The following is a 14,840-nucleotide window of genomic DNA, read 5'->3' as shown; positions in this document are numbered from 1 at the left end:
CTCATCGAAGTACCTCCGCGGCTCGTGCGAGACGACTCGTCCACCACATGCCGAGCACATCGAGGGTCACTCCGGTGGCGAGGCAGCCCAGGCCGGGGATCGTCCCGAACAGGAACGCCAGTGGCTTGGCGCCGAGCGCGGCCGCCATCGCCAGACCGAGCAGCGGAAGCCCGGACAGCAGGCGCGCCGTCGCCTTCGGCCCCGCCAGTTGGGCCGCGATCTCCTGACGTTGTTCCTCCTCGTCGCGAAGGGCGTCGGCCAGACCGTCCAGGACCGCGGCGAGCGTGCCTCCGCGCTCGGCACCGATGCGCCAGCACGCCGCGAGCAGGCGCAGCCCTTCCGCTCCTGGACGTTCGGCGAGCCGCTCCAGCCGGTCGGCCATGGAGACCTCTGCGCGGGTCCCGATGGCATGACCCGCTTGCCGCCGGCGCGGCTCGGAGCCGTCGATCCTGGGATGCGCGAAGTCTCCCGGGTCGGGCGACGCGCTCAGCAGATGGACCGCGACCCGCCGATCGAGGACGCCGGCCGCCGCGCGGAACGCCTCGTCGGGTGTACGACCTGCGGCCAGTTCGGCGGCCATTCCGTCGCACAGACCGATGACCGCGGCGCGCCATCGTTGACGCTGTTTTCGACGTTCACGCAGCTCGTCCAGGCGCGCGACCAGCGTCCGGAGGAGACCCTCCGCCGACGGCAACGCGTCATGGGCACCTCGTGCGGCGAGCACCCGGCCAAGTCGTTCGGAGGCTGTCGGAGGTCGGAACGAAACCCATGCGCAGGCGGCGGCGCACATCATGGCCAGCGCGATGATGACGGTCACGACGCCCTCCCTCCGTAGATCCGGCATTTGCTGAAGACGTCGTTCATGGTTGCCACCTGTGATCGAGGCGGGCGGCGAGATCGGTGGCGCCGGGCAGTGTGCGGGTTTGGCCCGCAGGCGTGAAGGACACCGCGGGGACGGCTTGCACGAGGCCGTCGGATCCTCGGGCGCAGCAGGCAGATCTCGGCGACTCTGCGGCGTCCGCCACCGGGATCGCGGACGAGGTGGACCACGACGTCGAGGGCCGCGGCGAGCTGGCTGTGCACGGCCTCCCTGCTCAGGCCCGCGGCACACGCCAGCGCTTCCAGCCTGGCGGGGACATCGGCCGCCGCGTTCGCATGGAGTGTCCCGCATCCGCCCTCGTGGCCCGTGTTCAGCGCGGCCAGCAGATCGACGACCTCGGCCCCGCGGACCTCACCGACCACGAGCCGGTCGGGTCGCATGCGCAACCCCTGCCGGACGAGTTCGTGCAGCCTGACGCCACCGGCGCCTTCCACGTTGGGTGGACGCGCCTCCAGACGTACGACATGGCCGTGGTCAGGGCTCAGTTCCGCGGAGTCCTCGACGAGGAGGAGCCGCTCGCCGGGGTCCACCAGACCGAGCATGCAGCTCAGCAGCGTGGTTTTGCCCGTGCCGGTGCCTCCGGCGATGATGAAGGCGGCCCGGGCGGCCACCAGGGCGGCGAGCAACCCGGCCCCGCTGGAGGGGAGGGTGCCGGCCGCGACCAGTTCGTCCAGTGTGAACGCTCGGCGCCGAGGTAGCCGCAATGAGAGGCATGTGCCGTTGGCCGCCACCGGGGGCAGCACGGCGTGCAGTCGTATGCCGCCCGGCAGTCGCGCGTCGGCGTAGGGGGACGCGTCGTCGAGTCGGCGCCCGGCCGCTGCCGTCAGCCGTTGGGCGAGACGCCGCAAGGACGCCTCGTCCGGGAAGCGGGTCGGGGTCCTTACCAGTCCGCTGCCCGTGTCCACCCAGACCTCGCCCGGCCCGTTGACGAGGACGTCGGTCACTTCGGGGTTGCGTAGCAGCGGCTCCAGCGGGCCGGCACCGACGAACTCCGCACGTAACTCATCAGCGAGTGCCAACACCTCGCGGTCGCCCAGGAGACGCTCCTCCGCACGCAGCGCGGCGGCGACATGTCCTGCGGTGGGCTCGCCTCCGGTGTAGAGGAGACGATCACGTACGGCATCAGACAGTTTCCTCATCGTCCGTCCTTCGAACACGATCACGGGTAGCGCGGCCCGAGGCCGAGCGCGCTCATGTCCCTCGTTGCGGCCTGCTGTGCTGGTGGTGCTCGTCTGCTGATCTGCGGCGCTCGCTGCCCTGGCCGCCCGCCCGGCTGGGTGAGGGCTGGTCTCGTGTGTAGGGGTCAGGCGGCTTCGGCCACGGGTTCTTGTGGCTGGAGGCCTAGATCGGACACCAATTGACCGCAGAGATCGGCGAGTGGCCCGCGGCGGCGGAGGGCCTGGGCGAGATCGCCGTCTTCGAGGATGGCTGGGAGCCGACGGTCGCAGTCGAGCACACCGGCCAGGGGCAGACCGATGGCCTCGGCGATCACCTCCGGGGTGAGGCCTCCGGGGGCCGGCTTCCGGACGATGAGCCGCAGTTCGGCGGTCTCGCGGCGAAGCGTCGCCGCGGTCACGTCGCCGGCCACGGCGGCGCGGACCTCGGCCGGTACGAGCAGGTATGTCACGTCGGCGGCGCGCAGGGCGCAACGGCCGATCTCTCCGGGGTGGCGGGGGACGTCCACGACGACCAGGTCGAAGCCGCGGGACGCGGCGTCCAGCAGGGAGCGCATGGCGTCCTCGGTGACCGGCACTGGTGCGCCGCGTCGCCAGGACAGCACGGACAGGTCGCCCAGGTTGGGCAGTGCCTCGCGCAGGGTGGCGGCGCTGAGCCGGCCACGGCGGTCGGCGAAGTCCGGCCAGCGCGCACCCTCGTGATCTTCGAGACCCAATGCGATCTCCAGGCCGCCGCCCAGCGGATCGCCGTCGACGAGCAGGGTTCGCGCGCCGACACGGGCGGCGCTGAGTGCCAGGCCTGCGGCGAACACGCTGGCGCCCGTCCCGCCACGGGATGAGCACACGCAGACGGTGGTGCCCCAGGCCTCCACGGGCTCGGACGCCGCCGCCATCGCATCGATCAGCCAGCTCTCGTCGTCGGGCAGGACCGCGAGATCCTGCGCCCCTATCTGCAGCGCCTTGCGGTAGATGTCGTCGGTTCCTTCTTCTCGGGTCACGAGGACGACGCCCTGTCGGCGCGGTAGGCCGGCGGCGGCGATCTCTTCGGCCGATTCGGCTCCGACCAGTACGAGCGGCGGCCAGTGCCAGCCCGCGCGGGCCTCACCGGCGTCCCGTACGATCTCGGCGCCCGTGTCGGCGGCCGCGGCGAGCCGCAGCAGGTCGTCACCGATCACCGGGTCGCTCGTCACGATCATTGCCGCGTTGGTCATCGTGCCCTCCCGTCCGTTCCTGGGGACACCACCTTGCGTTCTGGCGCGGACGCACCGAAAGGGTTTCCCCAAGTTGTGGATAACTCGGTGGAACCGCAGGTCATGGTGGGACGGGCGGCGTTGCCGCGCTGGTGATCCGCCAGGGCTCGTGACGTGGTCTGCGCCTGGACCGGCCGGTGCGGCGGCGGGCAGGGCTGCAGCCTCAGCCCTCCGGCCGTCGCCTTGGGCGTCGACGAGCTGGTGCGGTCAACTCTCGGTGATTCGCGGGTGTGGTCAACGTCCGCGGCCTGGACAGGCTCCCCAAGCTCTACGGGCGCGTGACACGAGGGCGACGTGCCGGGGTGCCTCGCATTGCGGGTTGTCGGCTACGACCACTCTGGTCGGGCCGCCCTGCGGCTATGCCCAGCAGGGCGACACCGACAGCCTCCATGCCTGCTTGGCGAGCCTGCCTGGCGAGCCCGCTTGGCGGACCTGCTTGGCGGGTGGGCCGGACGCGGTAGCCGCCAACCGACGGCGGCGGTACTGGCGGCTCTCGTTCGGGGTCATTCAGCGGGCGCTGGTCGAGGTGGCGCGTCGCGTCGACCTGGTGGATCGGGGCTGGGGGCGGAAGGGACGCCAGCCGGGCGAGGTTTCGTCGGGGCGCCTTCACGAGATGTCTGAGGCGGTGTGATCGGGCGGCCGTCCCTCCGATTCTGCTAGCGATCGGAGGGGGAGCGACATGGTGTTCAACGCATGTGCGCGAGGGTTTGGGCAAGGGTGGTCTGGCTGCGACTGGTGGGTCTGCCTGCGCGGAGGGCCGGGCGGTGGACGCCTGGGCTGACGCCTGTTTCTGTGGATGTCAGTGGGCATGTGAGGATCATCTGGGAATGGTGTGTTGACGAGGTGGGCCGGCGCCGTGGGGAGACGGCGTGCAAATTCATCCCGGGTTAGTCCGCTGGACACCTGGTCGTCCGCAACGGACTGCCCGTAGGGCGCACATGCCGCCAAGCCGGGTAATGCGGTGCCGATTGGGGCACCTGGGATGCGCGGTCGGGCGGTGGCCTGGGCGCATTGACCCGGCCACCGCCCGACTGCGTTACGACAGGGCGACCCCCGCCGGGGGGGAGAGCGGGGGTCGCCGAACGGTCCGGCTCCGGGGGGGTAGAGCCGGGCCGTTTTCCCAAGAAAGTCTCGGGGAGATCGCCCACGGCCCGCAGGTCGGTTTGATCTATAGGACTGGCAAAGTCGCTGCCTCTAGTCTAGGCAGATACAACATATGCTGCCCGATCGCCGTGACTTCCGTCGAGCCGTAATGTCACCGGACGCGTAACGTTTTTTCTCACCTGGTTACGATGATCCCCACTCCAGCGGGCGAAGCGGTGCCCCTCGGCACCATCCCGCCCAGCGCCTGCCGTACGGCCGGAAAGCTCCCGACCGAGAGTGGGAGCGTACATGAGATCCCAAAGATCATTCCGTCGCACCGCCAGATCGAGATCCACAATAGAAATCGATCACACTCTGTGATCACCCGTGGATTGTCGACAGTGACCCGTCTCGTCCGAAATGTGCCCTACGGCGGCGGACTCCCGTCCGAGCGGAGACCTCCGCCGGCGCCGCCGATGCAAGCGCGATACGCGTCTGCGAGCCGCTCATTTTACGAATCAGGGCTTGTCAACTGGACGAATGAGGCGTAGACAGGTCATAAGGACCAAGTGTCCGGGCACGGCACCCGGGTACCCACGCGCGACCAGCCGCGGGAGGCGCGTCGTGACGGGCTTGACCCGGTCCGACGGATATGAGGTGCACGCTTGGTAACCCGGAGTGACGTGACTGGCGACGGCGTCCCGCCCTGAACGGGACGCCGTTCGCCGTGTTCGGGCGGTTGTCCCCACGCTGGTTTTGGACGGTGACGCGGGAAGGATCCGTCTCACCAGTACCTGCCGCCGCAGGAGCATCCGAACGCCACTTGCCTCAAGTTTGACGAGTATCAGCGGAGTGCTGGTGTGATGCGGCATCCACAAGGTGTAGGGGCGTCACACCACGTCTTGGGAGTCTTGTCCGTAAGGAAACGACTGTGCCGCTGGAGGCCGGTCGGCAGCGGCCCTGGCAGTCGGTCGTCGCATGGCTAGTGTCCTCGAAGTCGGCAACGCGGCGCTGCAACCCGGCCCCTGGACGCGCGGCCGTAACGTCATTGCGTTGCGGGCGGCTGCCTGGGGGTGCGCGCGTAAGGGGGCATCGGTGGGGCGGCCAGCTCTGGTCCGCCACTTGGGTCTGCGGATTGGGCAGAGCGTGGGGTGGGGGGACTGCAACACGCTCGGCATGACCGGCCGACGTGAGGTGGCCGGCAACTGCAGTTACTGCTCCGCAAGGGTGTGCGGGTTGCCCCGAGGCAGGGACGCACACCGGGACGACTCAAGGTGAGATTCTCACCTGCAATTTTCCCACAAGGCCATAAACCAGGCCAGGCCGTAGCTTGACAGAGGCTTCACGGGTGAGTTCTCGGGTGGGTTCGGTCACACGGACAATGCGCCATGGGTCGCGAACGGCATCGGCGCATCTCTCACTCAATGCAACAGACCGCCCCTCGTGGTTTCACATGAGAAGGGGTCGGCCGGCCCTTCACGCCGCGCCACGCCCCCATGGCGGCGATCCGCCATGGCTGTCGTTTGGAGTGCCGAACGTTACGGAACGACGGCCGAGTGGGATGCGGGGCGTAGAAGCCGAAGGGGGCGGCGGAGCGTAACGTCAGCGCGTCAGCCTCGCATGATGGCCTCGCAGATGGCCTGGGAGTCACGAGCGGCGGCGGCCGTGGCGTCGGCACAGTGACGGATCCATCCGGCCACTCCCTCGGGGGTGCCGGAAGCGTAGCCGCGCAGTGCCGCCACGTACTCGTCTGCGAGCTCGGCGTGGCCGACCTCGGGTGCGGTGAGCGACTTGGGGTCGAGCCCACGCGCGACCATGGTCAGGCGTTGGGCGGCACGGGCAACGATGCCGTCCCCCCAGCCGAAGGGACGCAGGGTGAGCAGTTCCCCGTGCACCAGGGCCGCCACCACAAGCGCCGGGGCCTCGGTCGGTTGCACGAGCAGGCTGCTGAGCATGTCGAGCCGCGTGGCGACTTCGTGCGCGGTGGGGGGTTGCCCGAGGCCGAGTACGTCCTTGACTTCCTGGCCCTCGGCTCTGGGGCGTCCCAGCTCGGCTTCGTCCACGGCGTCCGCCGCGACGAGGACGTGCAGTCGCGCCAATACCTGCCGGGGTGCCTGCCGCCATGTCTCCACCAGGGAGCCCAGTTCCGCGGAGACGCGAAGGGCACCCTGAACGACGGGGTCCTTGGGGGCCTCGGCCGCGCGCATCTCGTCCAGGGTGACCGAGACTCCCTCCAAGGCCGCCGAGGCGCGCGCGCCCCGCACCGCTGACTCGGTGGAGACCTCGGCACTGCGCCGACGCAGGACGCGATGTCCGAGCAGCCGGTCCACCGCCGTGCGAGCATCAGCCACCGCTTCGGCCACTCCGGGCAGTGCCGCTACTTGGGCGAAGGCATCGGATCCGGTCACGGGCCCGACCTTATGCGGTCGTCCTGACCGACTCGCGCGCGGGGCCAATGCCGAGCCCCGCCGCCCCATGACGCCTCACTGATCTCTCCTCACCCGGAAGCCGCGAAGCCCCTGTCGCCCTCCAAGCCCCGCGCAGGACGCACAGAGGCACGCACAGCGGGTCTGGGCACGCGCGGCAGCCGCCTAGGTGCGCATCGCGCGTAGGCACGCACGCAGAGCCCGGACACGCACGCCTAGGTTGGGGCGCGGTACGTAGGGCGCCTCGGACCGTATGCGGACGCACGGGCGTCCTCGGCGTCGTCAGCTCGACCACGTCGCTCTTGCGCCAGCGCCGCTCGATGGTGGCGTACATGCCGGGACGCGGTCACCGGGGCACTGCACTCTGAGCGCGCACCGCGAGCGTGGACGCGGCATGTGGGCGTTTCCCGAGTCCGGCACGCACACCAAGCCTGGGAGCGGCACGCAGACCCCCAACCGCATACAACGACGGTGAGTGGGAGACGCGGGCGGGCGTGGGGGCGGCGTGTGGGCGTCTCTGGCGTGTGCAGGTGCGCACGGCAGTGTGGGCGCTTACGCGTGGGCGAGTGGGTTGGAGGGGGACGTTGCGGGGGCGGTGGGGGCGAGGGCGGATGTGGGTGGGGGGCGGCGATGGAGTGTGGGGCTTGGGGTGGTTGTGGGGGCGGTAGAGGGGGCGCCAACGGCAGAAATGGGGGGAGGGTCCGCCATGCGGTGGGGGTCGTGGTGGTGTGAGGGTTGTAAAGAGGGACCCTTGCCTGGTGAAGTGGGGCACACCGGGGCGCCTTCCTCTGTCGCAAGCAAGGAGTACGCGTTGAGCCAGAGCCAAGAGACACTCTCGAACCTGCTGCAGGAGACGCGGCGCTTCCCTCCGCCTGCAGAGCTGGCCGAGTCCGCGAACGTCACCGCCGAGGCGTACGAGGAGGCGGCCGCGGACCGGCTGGGCTTCTGGGCCCGGCAGGCCGAGCGGCTGACCTGGGCCAAGCACTGGGACACCGTGCTGGACTGGAGCAACCCCCCGTTCGCCAAGTGGTTCGTGGGCGGCGAGCTGAACGTCGCCTACAACTGCGTGGACCGTCACGTCGAGGCGGGGCTGGGCGCCCGGGTCGCCTACCACTGGGAGGGTGAGCCCGGCGACACCCGCACGATCACCTACGCCGAACTCCAGCGGGAGGTGAGCAAGGCGGCCAACGCGCTGCTGGAGCTGGGCGTGCGCAAGGGCGACCGGGTGGCGATCTACCTGCCGATGATCCCCGAGCTGCCGATCTCGATGCTGGCGTGCGCGCGGATCGGCGCCACCCACTCGGTGGTGTTCGGCGGGTTCTCCGCCGACGCACTGCGCACCCGCATCGACGACGCGCAGGCCAAGGTGGTCATCACCGCCGACGGCGGCTACCGGCGCGGCAAGCCGTCCGCGCTCAAGCCCACGGTGGACGAGGCCGTCAAGGACACCCCGTCGATCGAGCACGTCGTGGTGGTGCGGCGCACCGGCGAGCAGGTCGCCGAGAACCCCCGGGACGTGTGGTGGCACGACCTGGTCGAGCGGCAGCCGGACGAGCACACGCCGGAGCCGGTCGACTCGGAGCACCCCCTCTACATCCTGTACACGTCCGGGACGACTGGGAAGCCCAAGGGCATCCTGCACACCTCGGGCGGCTATCTCACCCAGGTGGCCTACACCCACCACGCGGTGTTCGACCTCAAGCCGAAGACCGACGTCTACTGGTGCACGGCCGACATCGGCTGGGTGACCGGCCACTCCTACATCGTGTACGGGCCGCTCGCCAACGGCGCCACCAGCGTGATCTACGAGGGGACGCCGGACACCCCGCACAAGGGCCGCTGGTGGGAGGTCATCCAGAAGTACAAGGTCACGATCTTCTACACCGCGCCGACCGCGATCCGCACCTGCATGAAGTGGGGCGACGAGATCCCCGCCGAGTTCGACCTGTCGTCGCTGCGCGTGCTGGGCAGCGTGGGCGAGCCGATCAACCCCGAGGCCTACGTCTGGTACCGGGAGAACATCGGCGGCGGGCGCTGCCCGGTGGTCGACACCTGGTGGCAGACCGAGACCGGCGCCATCATGGTCAGCCCGCTGCCGGGCGTGACGGAGGGCAAGCCGGGTGCGGCGATGCGGCCGCTGCCGGGCGTCGAGGCGGACGTGGTGGACGACCAGGCTCAGTCGGTGCCCAACGGCGGCGGCGGGTTCCTGGTGGTCCGGGAGCCGTGGCCGTCGATGCTGCGCACCATCTGGGGCGACGACGAGCGGTACGTCAAGACGTACTGGTCGCGGTTCGACGGCCTGTACTTCGCCGGTGACGGCGCCAAGAAGGACGACGACGGCGACATCTGGCTGCTCGGCCGGGTCGACGACGTCATGCTGGTGTCGGGGCACAACATCTCCACCACGGAGGTGGAGTCGGCCCTGGTGTCGCACCCGAAGGTGGCCGAGGCGGCGGTGGTCGGCTCCACGGACCCGGTCACCGGGCAGGCCATCGTGGCGTTCGTGATCCCGCGCGGCAACGCCGGCGCGGAGGTCGAGGGCGAGGACTTCGTGGCCGAACTGCGCGGCCACGTCGCCAAGACGCTCGGCCCGATCGCCAAGCCCCGCCAGATCATGATCGTGCCGGAGCTGCCCAAGACCCGCTCCGGCAAGATCATGCGGCGGCTGCTGCGGGACGTCGCGGAGAACCGGTCGCTGGGCGACGTGACCACGCTCACCGACAGCTCCGTGATGGACCTGATCTCCCAGAAGCTCCCCAGCGCCAAGCCGGAGGACTGAGCCCGAGAACACTGATCGGCCCCTCCGCGCCTCACCGCGAGCCTTGCGGCGGCTCCGCAGAGCCCGGCGGTTCTGCGGAGCCTCGCCGGCTCTGCGGAGCCCGCCGGCCCCCTGTGAGGGGCCTCGGCGGCTCTCCGGAGTCTCCGCGGCTCACCGTGCGGACTCGGCGGCTCAGCGGCACCCCCGCGGCTCTGCGAAGCCCCGGCGGCTCGCCGGAGTCTTCGCGACTCACTGTGAGGGGGCCTCAGCGGCTCACCGGGCCTCTGCGGCTCTCCGTAGTCTCGGCGGCTCGCCGTGAGGGCCTTCGCGGCTCGCCATGAGGGTCTCGGCGGTTCAGCGGCACCTCGGGGGGCTCCTCGGAGCCCTTCGTGGCTCGGCCGGGGTGCGGTGTTGGGATGGAGGAGTGGCGGGCGTATTGAGGGCCCCTGGTGCGTTCACGCGCCGGGGGTCCTCTGCCGTCCGCGAGGGCGCCGGGTGTGTGGCCAGGTCAGGAGTTCGGCGACGGCGATCGGGGCGGGCGGACATATCGGGCGATCATCTGGGTACCCTGTGGGGCAGGTGTGCCGGGAAGTCTGGTCGGCGATGGGCTGTTTCGTCCCGGTATGCACGGTGGCGGATCGGTCCGTGTTCGTGTCCGCCCGCTGCCGCCCGGGGGTTTCATGCCGCGCCGCGTCGCCGCGCTCTGGCCGTTCCGTCCCACCGTCCGTTACGGGCGCAACGTCGCCGAGGCGTTGCGGCTGGAGACCGTCGGCGGGGTCATCATGCTGGCCGCCACGCTGGCGGCGCTGCTGTGGGCCAACTCACCCTGGTCCGATGCGTACACGGACCTGCAGAAGCTGGAGATCAGCCCGCACTGGCTGCAGCTCGGGCACATGGACCTGCAGCACTGGGCGTCCGGCGGGCTGCTGGCGGTGTTCTTCTTCATCGCCGGGCTGGAGTTGCGCGAGGAGCTGACCCACGGGGAGCTGCGCGATCCGCGGGACGCGGCGCTGCCGGTGATCGCCGCCTGCGCGGGCGTGGCGCTGCCCGCGCTGATCTTTCTGGCGGTGAGCGCGGGAGAGCCGGGCGCGGCCCGCGGCTGGGCGGTGCCGACCGCCACCGACATCGCGTTCGCGCTGGCCGTGCTGGCGGTGACGTTCTCGGCGTGCCCGGCGCCGCTGCGCGCGTTCCTGCTGACGCTGGCGGTCGTCGACGACCTCATCGCCATCGCGATCATCGCGCTGTTCTACACCGAGCACCTGAGCGCGCTGCCGCTGCTGACCGGGGTGGCGCTGGTCGCGGTGTACGGGGTGTTGCAGTGGCGGGGCGTGCGCTCGCCGTGGATCTACGTGCCGCTGGCGGTCCTGGCCTGGTACTTCGTCCACAAGAGCGGCGTCCACGCGACCGTGGCGGGGGTGGCGCTGGGCATGCTGACCTCGTCCAGGGAGACGCCGGGGCCGAGGCGGACGAACGCCGAGCAGGCCGATCACGTGCTGCGGCCGTTCTCGGCGGGCGTGTGCGTGCCGCTGTTCGCGTTCCTGTCGGCCGGGGTGACGTTGAACGCCTCCTCGCTCGGGGCCGTCGCCACCGATCGCATAGCCCTGGGGGTGATCGCCGGACTGGTGATCGGTAAATTCGTGGGCGTCCTGGGTGGAGCCTGGGCGGCCGTACGGTTCGGCCTGGCGACGCTCGGGGAGGAGCTGCACTGGCGGGAGATCGCGGGTGTCGCGATGCTCGCCGGGGTCGGTTTCACCGTTTCCCTGCTGATCGGCGGTTTGGCGTACACCGACCCGGCACAATTCGAAAGAGTGACGACAGCGGTCCTGATCGCGAGCCTCATCGCCTCGGCGGGCGCCACCATCGTCTTCCGGCGGCGGATGCGCGCGCGGGCGCGTGCGGAGGTCGCCGCCGGAACGCCGGACCGGTAGGACGGCACCGGGCGGTCCGGACGTCGGCGGCGGCCCAGGCCGCGCGCCGACGCGGCCACATCCGGACCGCGGTGGTCACGCCGGGTGGCCGGACGAGCCGCCCGGCTGCCAGGCTGGCGCGCAGCCCCTGGGAGCCGGGGCCCTGGAAGGAGTAGCGATATGACCGAGGCACAGCCGGGCGAGCGGATCGAGGACAAGTCCCTCGGTGAACTGGTCGCGCTGGCGTCGAGCAACATCTCCAACCTGGTCCGGGCCGAGATGGACCTGGCCAAGATGGAGCTGAAGGCCGACGCGAAGAAGGCCGCGCTGGGCGGGACGATGTTCGCGATCGCCGGGCTCATCGCCGGGCTGATCGTGATCCTGCTGTCCATCGCCGCGGCGTACGGCCTGGTCGCGCTGGGCATCTGGCACTGGGCCGCGTTCCTCATCGTCGCGGGCGTGTACCTGCTGCTGGCGCTGGTGCTGCTCGGCATCGGCTACCTGCGCATCCGCAAGATCGACGGGGCGAAGCGCACGCGCCGCACGCTGCGCGACGACCTGTCGATGCTGCGGCACCGAGGCGACTCCGACGCCCCCGCGCTGACGGACTGAGCACGCCATGCCCGGACACGACGGGTCGATCGTCGAGGTCGACGGGCCGTGGACGCACCGCGCGGTCAGCGCCGGCGGCACGCGCTTCCATGTCGCCGAGGCGGGGGAAGGGCCTCTGGTCCTGCTGCTGCACGGCTTCCCGGAGTTCTGGTGGTCCTGGCACAACCAGCTGGTGTCGCTGCCACGCGCGGGTTACCGGGCGGCCGCGGTGGACCTGCGCGGCTACGGCGGCAGCGACAAACCCCCGCGCGGCTACGACCTGGTGACCCTTGCCGGGGACGCGGCGGGGCTCGTCCGTGCGCTCGGTGAGGCCAACGCGATCGTCGTGGGTCACGACTGGGGCGGCCTGCTGGCGTGGACGATGGCCGTGTACTACCCCAAGGTCGTCCAACGGCTGGCCGTGGTGAGCGCCCCCCATCCGCTGCGTCTGAGGCAGGCCGTACGGAGCGACCTGCGCGGCCAGGCGTGGGCCACCCGGCACACCCTCGGGTTCCAGTTGCCCCTGTTGCCGGAACGCCGTCTCCTACGGGACGACGCCGCGCTGGTGGGGCGGCTGCTGCATGAGTGGTCCGGCCCGGGGTGGCCCGACGAACGCACCGAGCGTCTCCTGCGGAAGGCCGCGCAGATACCGGGCGTGGCGCACTGCGCGCTGGAGTACCACCGGTGGTTCGTCCGTTCCCAGCCACGGCCGGACGGCATCCGCTACGCCTCCCGTATGCGCAGCCCCGTCCAGGCGCCCACGCTCCAGTTGCACGGCTCCCTGGACACCTGCATCCTGCCCGCCTCCGCCCAGGGCTCGGGACGCTATGTGGAGGCGCCGTACCGCTGGAGGCTCATCGAAGGTGCGGGCCACTTCCCCCACCAGGAACGCCCCGAGACGTTCGACTCCCAGCTCATCGGCTGGCTCACCGACCCCGAACCCGAACACTGACCCCCACACACCGCCCTCGGCGCGATGACCGCTCGCGTACGGTGGAGGCATGCGTGATCGGGACGAGGCGGGCAGGCCGCGCAACGCCCGTCCACGTGACGCGTATGGGCGTCCCCTGCCGCGGGACGCCGTGGGCGTGCCCACCATGCCGGACGACCTGTCCTTCACCCCGGCGGAGGCGCTGACGGAGGCGCAGCGGCTGCTGGACGCCGATCGTCCCTTCCACGCGCACGAGGTCCTGGAGGCGGCGTGGAAGGCCGCCGAGGAACCCGAACGCGAACTGTGGCGGGGGCTGGCACAGGTGGCCGTGGGCATCACCCACCTGCGGCGCGGCAACACGCAGGGGGCCAAGGCCCTGCTGACCCGTGCCGCCGACCGCCTGGAGCCGTACGCGTCCGACCCGCCGCACGGCGTCGACGTCGCCGGCGTCGTACGGCAGACCCGCTCACTGGCCGCTCAGGCGACGGACGCCGACGCCCCCGTCCACCTGAGCCTGACGACGCCCCCGTAGGGCCGCCGTCAGTCGGAGCAGTTCTGGGTGGACACGGGGACGGTGGCCTGGGCGCCCAGGCGAACGTCCGGGGCGACCTCCTCGGCGGTGAGGGCGTAGCCGGTGGACGGGGTGTCGAGCGCCGCGGCGAAGATGACCCCGTAGACGCGGCCGTCCGACGACAGCAGCGGCCCCCCGGAGTTACCGGGTTCCACCGTCCCGCGAATGGCGTAGATCTCGCGGCTGACCTGGCCCGAGTGGTAGATGTCGGGGCCCTTGGCGGTCTGCCGGGCGCGGATGCGGGCCGACCCCGTGGTGAACGGCTGGTTCTTGGGGAATCCGGCGATGATGGCGTCGTCGCGTACCCGGGCGGGCCCGGCGAACTTCAACGCGGGCGCCCGCAGGCCCGGCACGTGCAGGACGGCGATGTCACGCCTCGGGTCGTACACCACGACCCGGCCGCGCTCGGTGGTGCCGTTCAGCGACGCGATCGTGGACGAGCCGCGCGCGCCCGCCACCACGTGCGCGTTGGTCATCACCCGTTCGGGCGCGAACACGAAGCCGGTGCCCTCGATCTTGCGCTGGCACTGCGGGGCGGTGCTGGTCACCTTGACGATGCTCTGCCGGGCGGCGAGCAGCGCCGGGGTCCGCAGGATCGCGTCGTTGGGCGGCGGCACCTCGGTCACCGACTCGCCGCCCAGCCCGTTGAACACCTGCGGGAACTCGCTGGCGGCCACGAACCGGCGGAAGGAGGCGAACCACGTCTGCGCCTGCTCGGGCATCACGTCGTTGACGCCGTTGAGGACCGAGGAGCCGTTGACCTGCGTGCGCAGCGGCTTGAACTCCGAGCGCGCCACCAGGCTGCCGAAGAACCAGGCGACCAGCAGCAGGGAGACGGCGCTGACGACGGCGCCTCCGGCCGCGTCGACGGCGCGCGCGTTGATCCCGGTGACCCGGTTGCGCAGCACGGCGCCGACGGACGAGGCGATCAGCTGCCCGAGCGTGGCGGCCAGGAACGCGATCACGATCGCCAGCAGCGCCTGCTGGGCCGCGCCGTCCACCGCCGTCTCGGCGATCGGCGGTGCCACCAGCACCCCGACGACCCCGCCGCCCACGAATCCCGCGAAGCTCAGCAGGCTGACGATGAAGCCCTGCCGATAGCCCGAGATCGCGAACAGCACGATCAGTACGAGCAAGATCGCATCCAGAATGTGGTCGCCCAGCACCGCTTCACCGTATAGCGCAGCGACCCGTGTTCACGTCCCCTCGGTGTACCAGATTGGACGGCACCGCGTAACCGCGCAGTGCGATGCGAGACGATCACCGAC

9 protein-coding genes and 1 pseudogene are annotated in these 14,840 nt (G+C 70.9%); 5 read left to right on the top strand and 5 right to left on the bottom strand.

What is annotated here, in order from left to right:
• Position 1: 1 nt before the first annotated feature.
• The 4 genes and pseudogenes from ABZ801_RS03235 to ABZ801_RS03220 form a co-directional block, all read right to left on the bottom strand.
• On the bottom strand, positions 2–817 hold the full coding sequence (locus ABZ801_RS03235) for a type II secretion system F family protein (RefSeq protein ID WP_360692039.1): 816 nt from the start codon (positions 815–817) through the stop codon (positions 2–4).
• A 43-nt stretch (positions 818–860) separates the two neighbouring features.
• Positions 861–2,019, bottom strand: a pseudogene (locus ABZ801_RS03230) (TadA family conjugal transfer-associated ATPase).
• A 164-nt stretch (positions 2,020–2,183) separates the two neighbouring features.
• On the bottom strand, positions 2,184–3,266 hold the full coding sequence (gene ssd, locus ABZ801_RS03225; protein WP_360692036.1) for a septum site-determining protein Ssd: 1,083 nt from the start codon (positions 3,264–3,266) through the stop codon (positions 2,184–2,186).
• A gap of 2,732 nt (positions 3,267–5,998) precedes the next feature.
• Positions 5,999–6,796 (bottom strand): oxidoreductase, encoded by a 798-nt coding sequence (locus ABZ801_RS03220; protein WP_344952845.1) that lies wholly within the window; start codon positions 6,794–6,796, stop codon positions 5,999–6,001.
• A gap of 829 nt (positions 6,797–7,625) precedes the next feature.
• Between ABZ801_RS03220 and acs the strand changes: the two genes are divergently transcribed.
• The 5 genes from acs (at position 7,626) to ABZ801_RS03195 (ending at position 13,533) form a co-directional block, all read left to right on the top strand.
• Positions 7,626–9,593, top strand: a complete 1,968-nt coding sequence (acs, locus tag ABZ801_RS03215) for an acetate--CoA ligase (RefSeq protein WP_344952843.1) — start codon at positions 7,626–7,628, stop codon at positions 9,591–9,593.
• Positions 9,594–10,252: 659 nt separating this feature from the next.
• Positions 10,253–11,500, top strand: coding sequence for a Na+/H+ antiporter NhaA (gene nhaA, locus ABZ801_RS03210; protein ID WP_360692031.1), 1,248 nt, complete (start codon positions 10,253–10,255; stop codon positions 11,498–11,500).
• 159 nt (positions 11,501–11,659) lie between these two features.
• Positions 11,660–12,091: a phage holin family protein gene (locus ABZ801_RS03205; RefSeq protein ID WP_344952839.1), complete on the top strand. Its 432-nt coding sequence runs from the start codon at positions 11,660–11,662 to the stop codon at positions 12,089–12,091.
• A gap of 7 nt (positions 12,092–12,098) precedes the next feature.
• Positions 12,099–13,022, top strand: a complete 924-nt coding sequence (locus tag ABZ801_RS03200) for an alpha/beta hydrolase (RefSeq protein ID WP_344952837.1) — start codon at positions 12,099–12,101, stop codon at positions 13,020–13,022.
• A gap of 49 nt (positions 13,023–13,071) precedes the next feature.
• The gene (locus ABZ801_RS03195) at positions 13,072–13,533 is read left to right on the top strand and encodes a DUF309 domain-containing protein (RefSeq protein WP_360692027.1); all 462 of its coding nucleotides are present in this window, start codon (positions 13,072–13,074) and stop codon (positions 13,531–13,533) included.
• A gap of 8 nt (positions 13,534–13,541) precedes the next feature.
• On the opposite strand, the gene ABZ801_RS03190 is transcribed toward ABZ801_RS03195, so the two are convergent.
• The gene (locus ABZ801_RS03190; protein ID WP_344953056.1) at positions 13,542–14,723 is read right to left on the bottom strand and encodes a MarP family serine protease; all 1,182 of its coding nucleotides are present in this window, start codon (positions 14,721–14,723) and stop codon (positions 13,542–13,544) included.
• Positions 14,724–14,840: the final 117 nt, after the last annotated feature.

Origin of the sequence: Actinomadura sp. NPDC047616, assembly GCF_040642915.1 — a bacterium.
GTDB lineage: Bacteria > Actinomycetota > Actinomycetes > Streptosporangiales > Streptosporangiaceae > Spirillospora > Spirillospora miaoliensis.
The sequence above is the reverse complement of the archived record's forward strand: the minus strand, read 5'-3'. Positions and strand labels throughout refer to the sequence as shown.

Excerpts from the sequence above, each read along its gene's own strand:
- ABZ801_RS03200 (WP_344952837.1), top strand. The coding sequence starts at position 12,099 with ATGCCCGGACACGACGGGTCGATCGTCGAGGTCGACGGGCCGTGGACG.
- nhaA (WP_360692031.1), top strand. The coding sequence starts at position 10,253 with ATGCCGCGCCGCGTCGCCGCGCTCTGGCCGTTCCGTCCCACCGTCCGT.
- ssd (WP_360692036.1), bottom strand. The coding sequence starts at position 3,266 with ATGACCAACGCGGCAATGATCGTGACGAGCGACCCGGTGATCGGTGAC.
- ABZ801_RS03195 (WP_360692027.1), top strand. The coding sequence starts at position 13,072 with ATGCGTGATCGGGACGAGGCGGGCAGGCCGCGCAACGCCCGTCCACGT.
- ABZ801_RS03205 (WP_344952839.1), top strand. The coding sequence starts at position 11,660 with ATGACCGAGGCACAGCCGGGCGAGCGGATCGAGGACAAGTCCCTCGGT.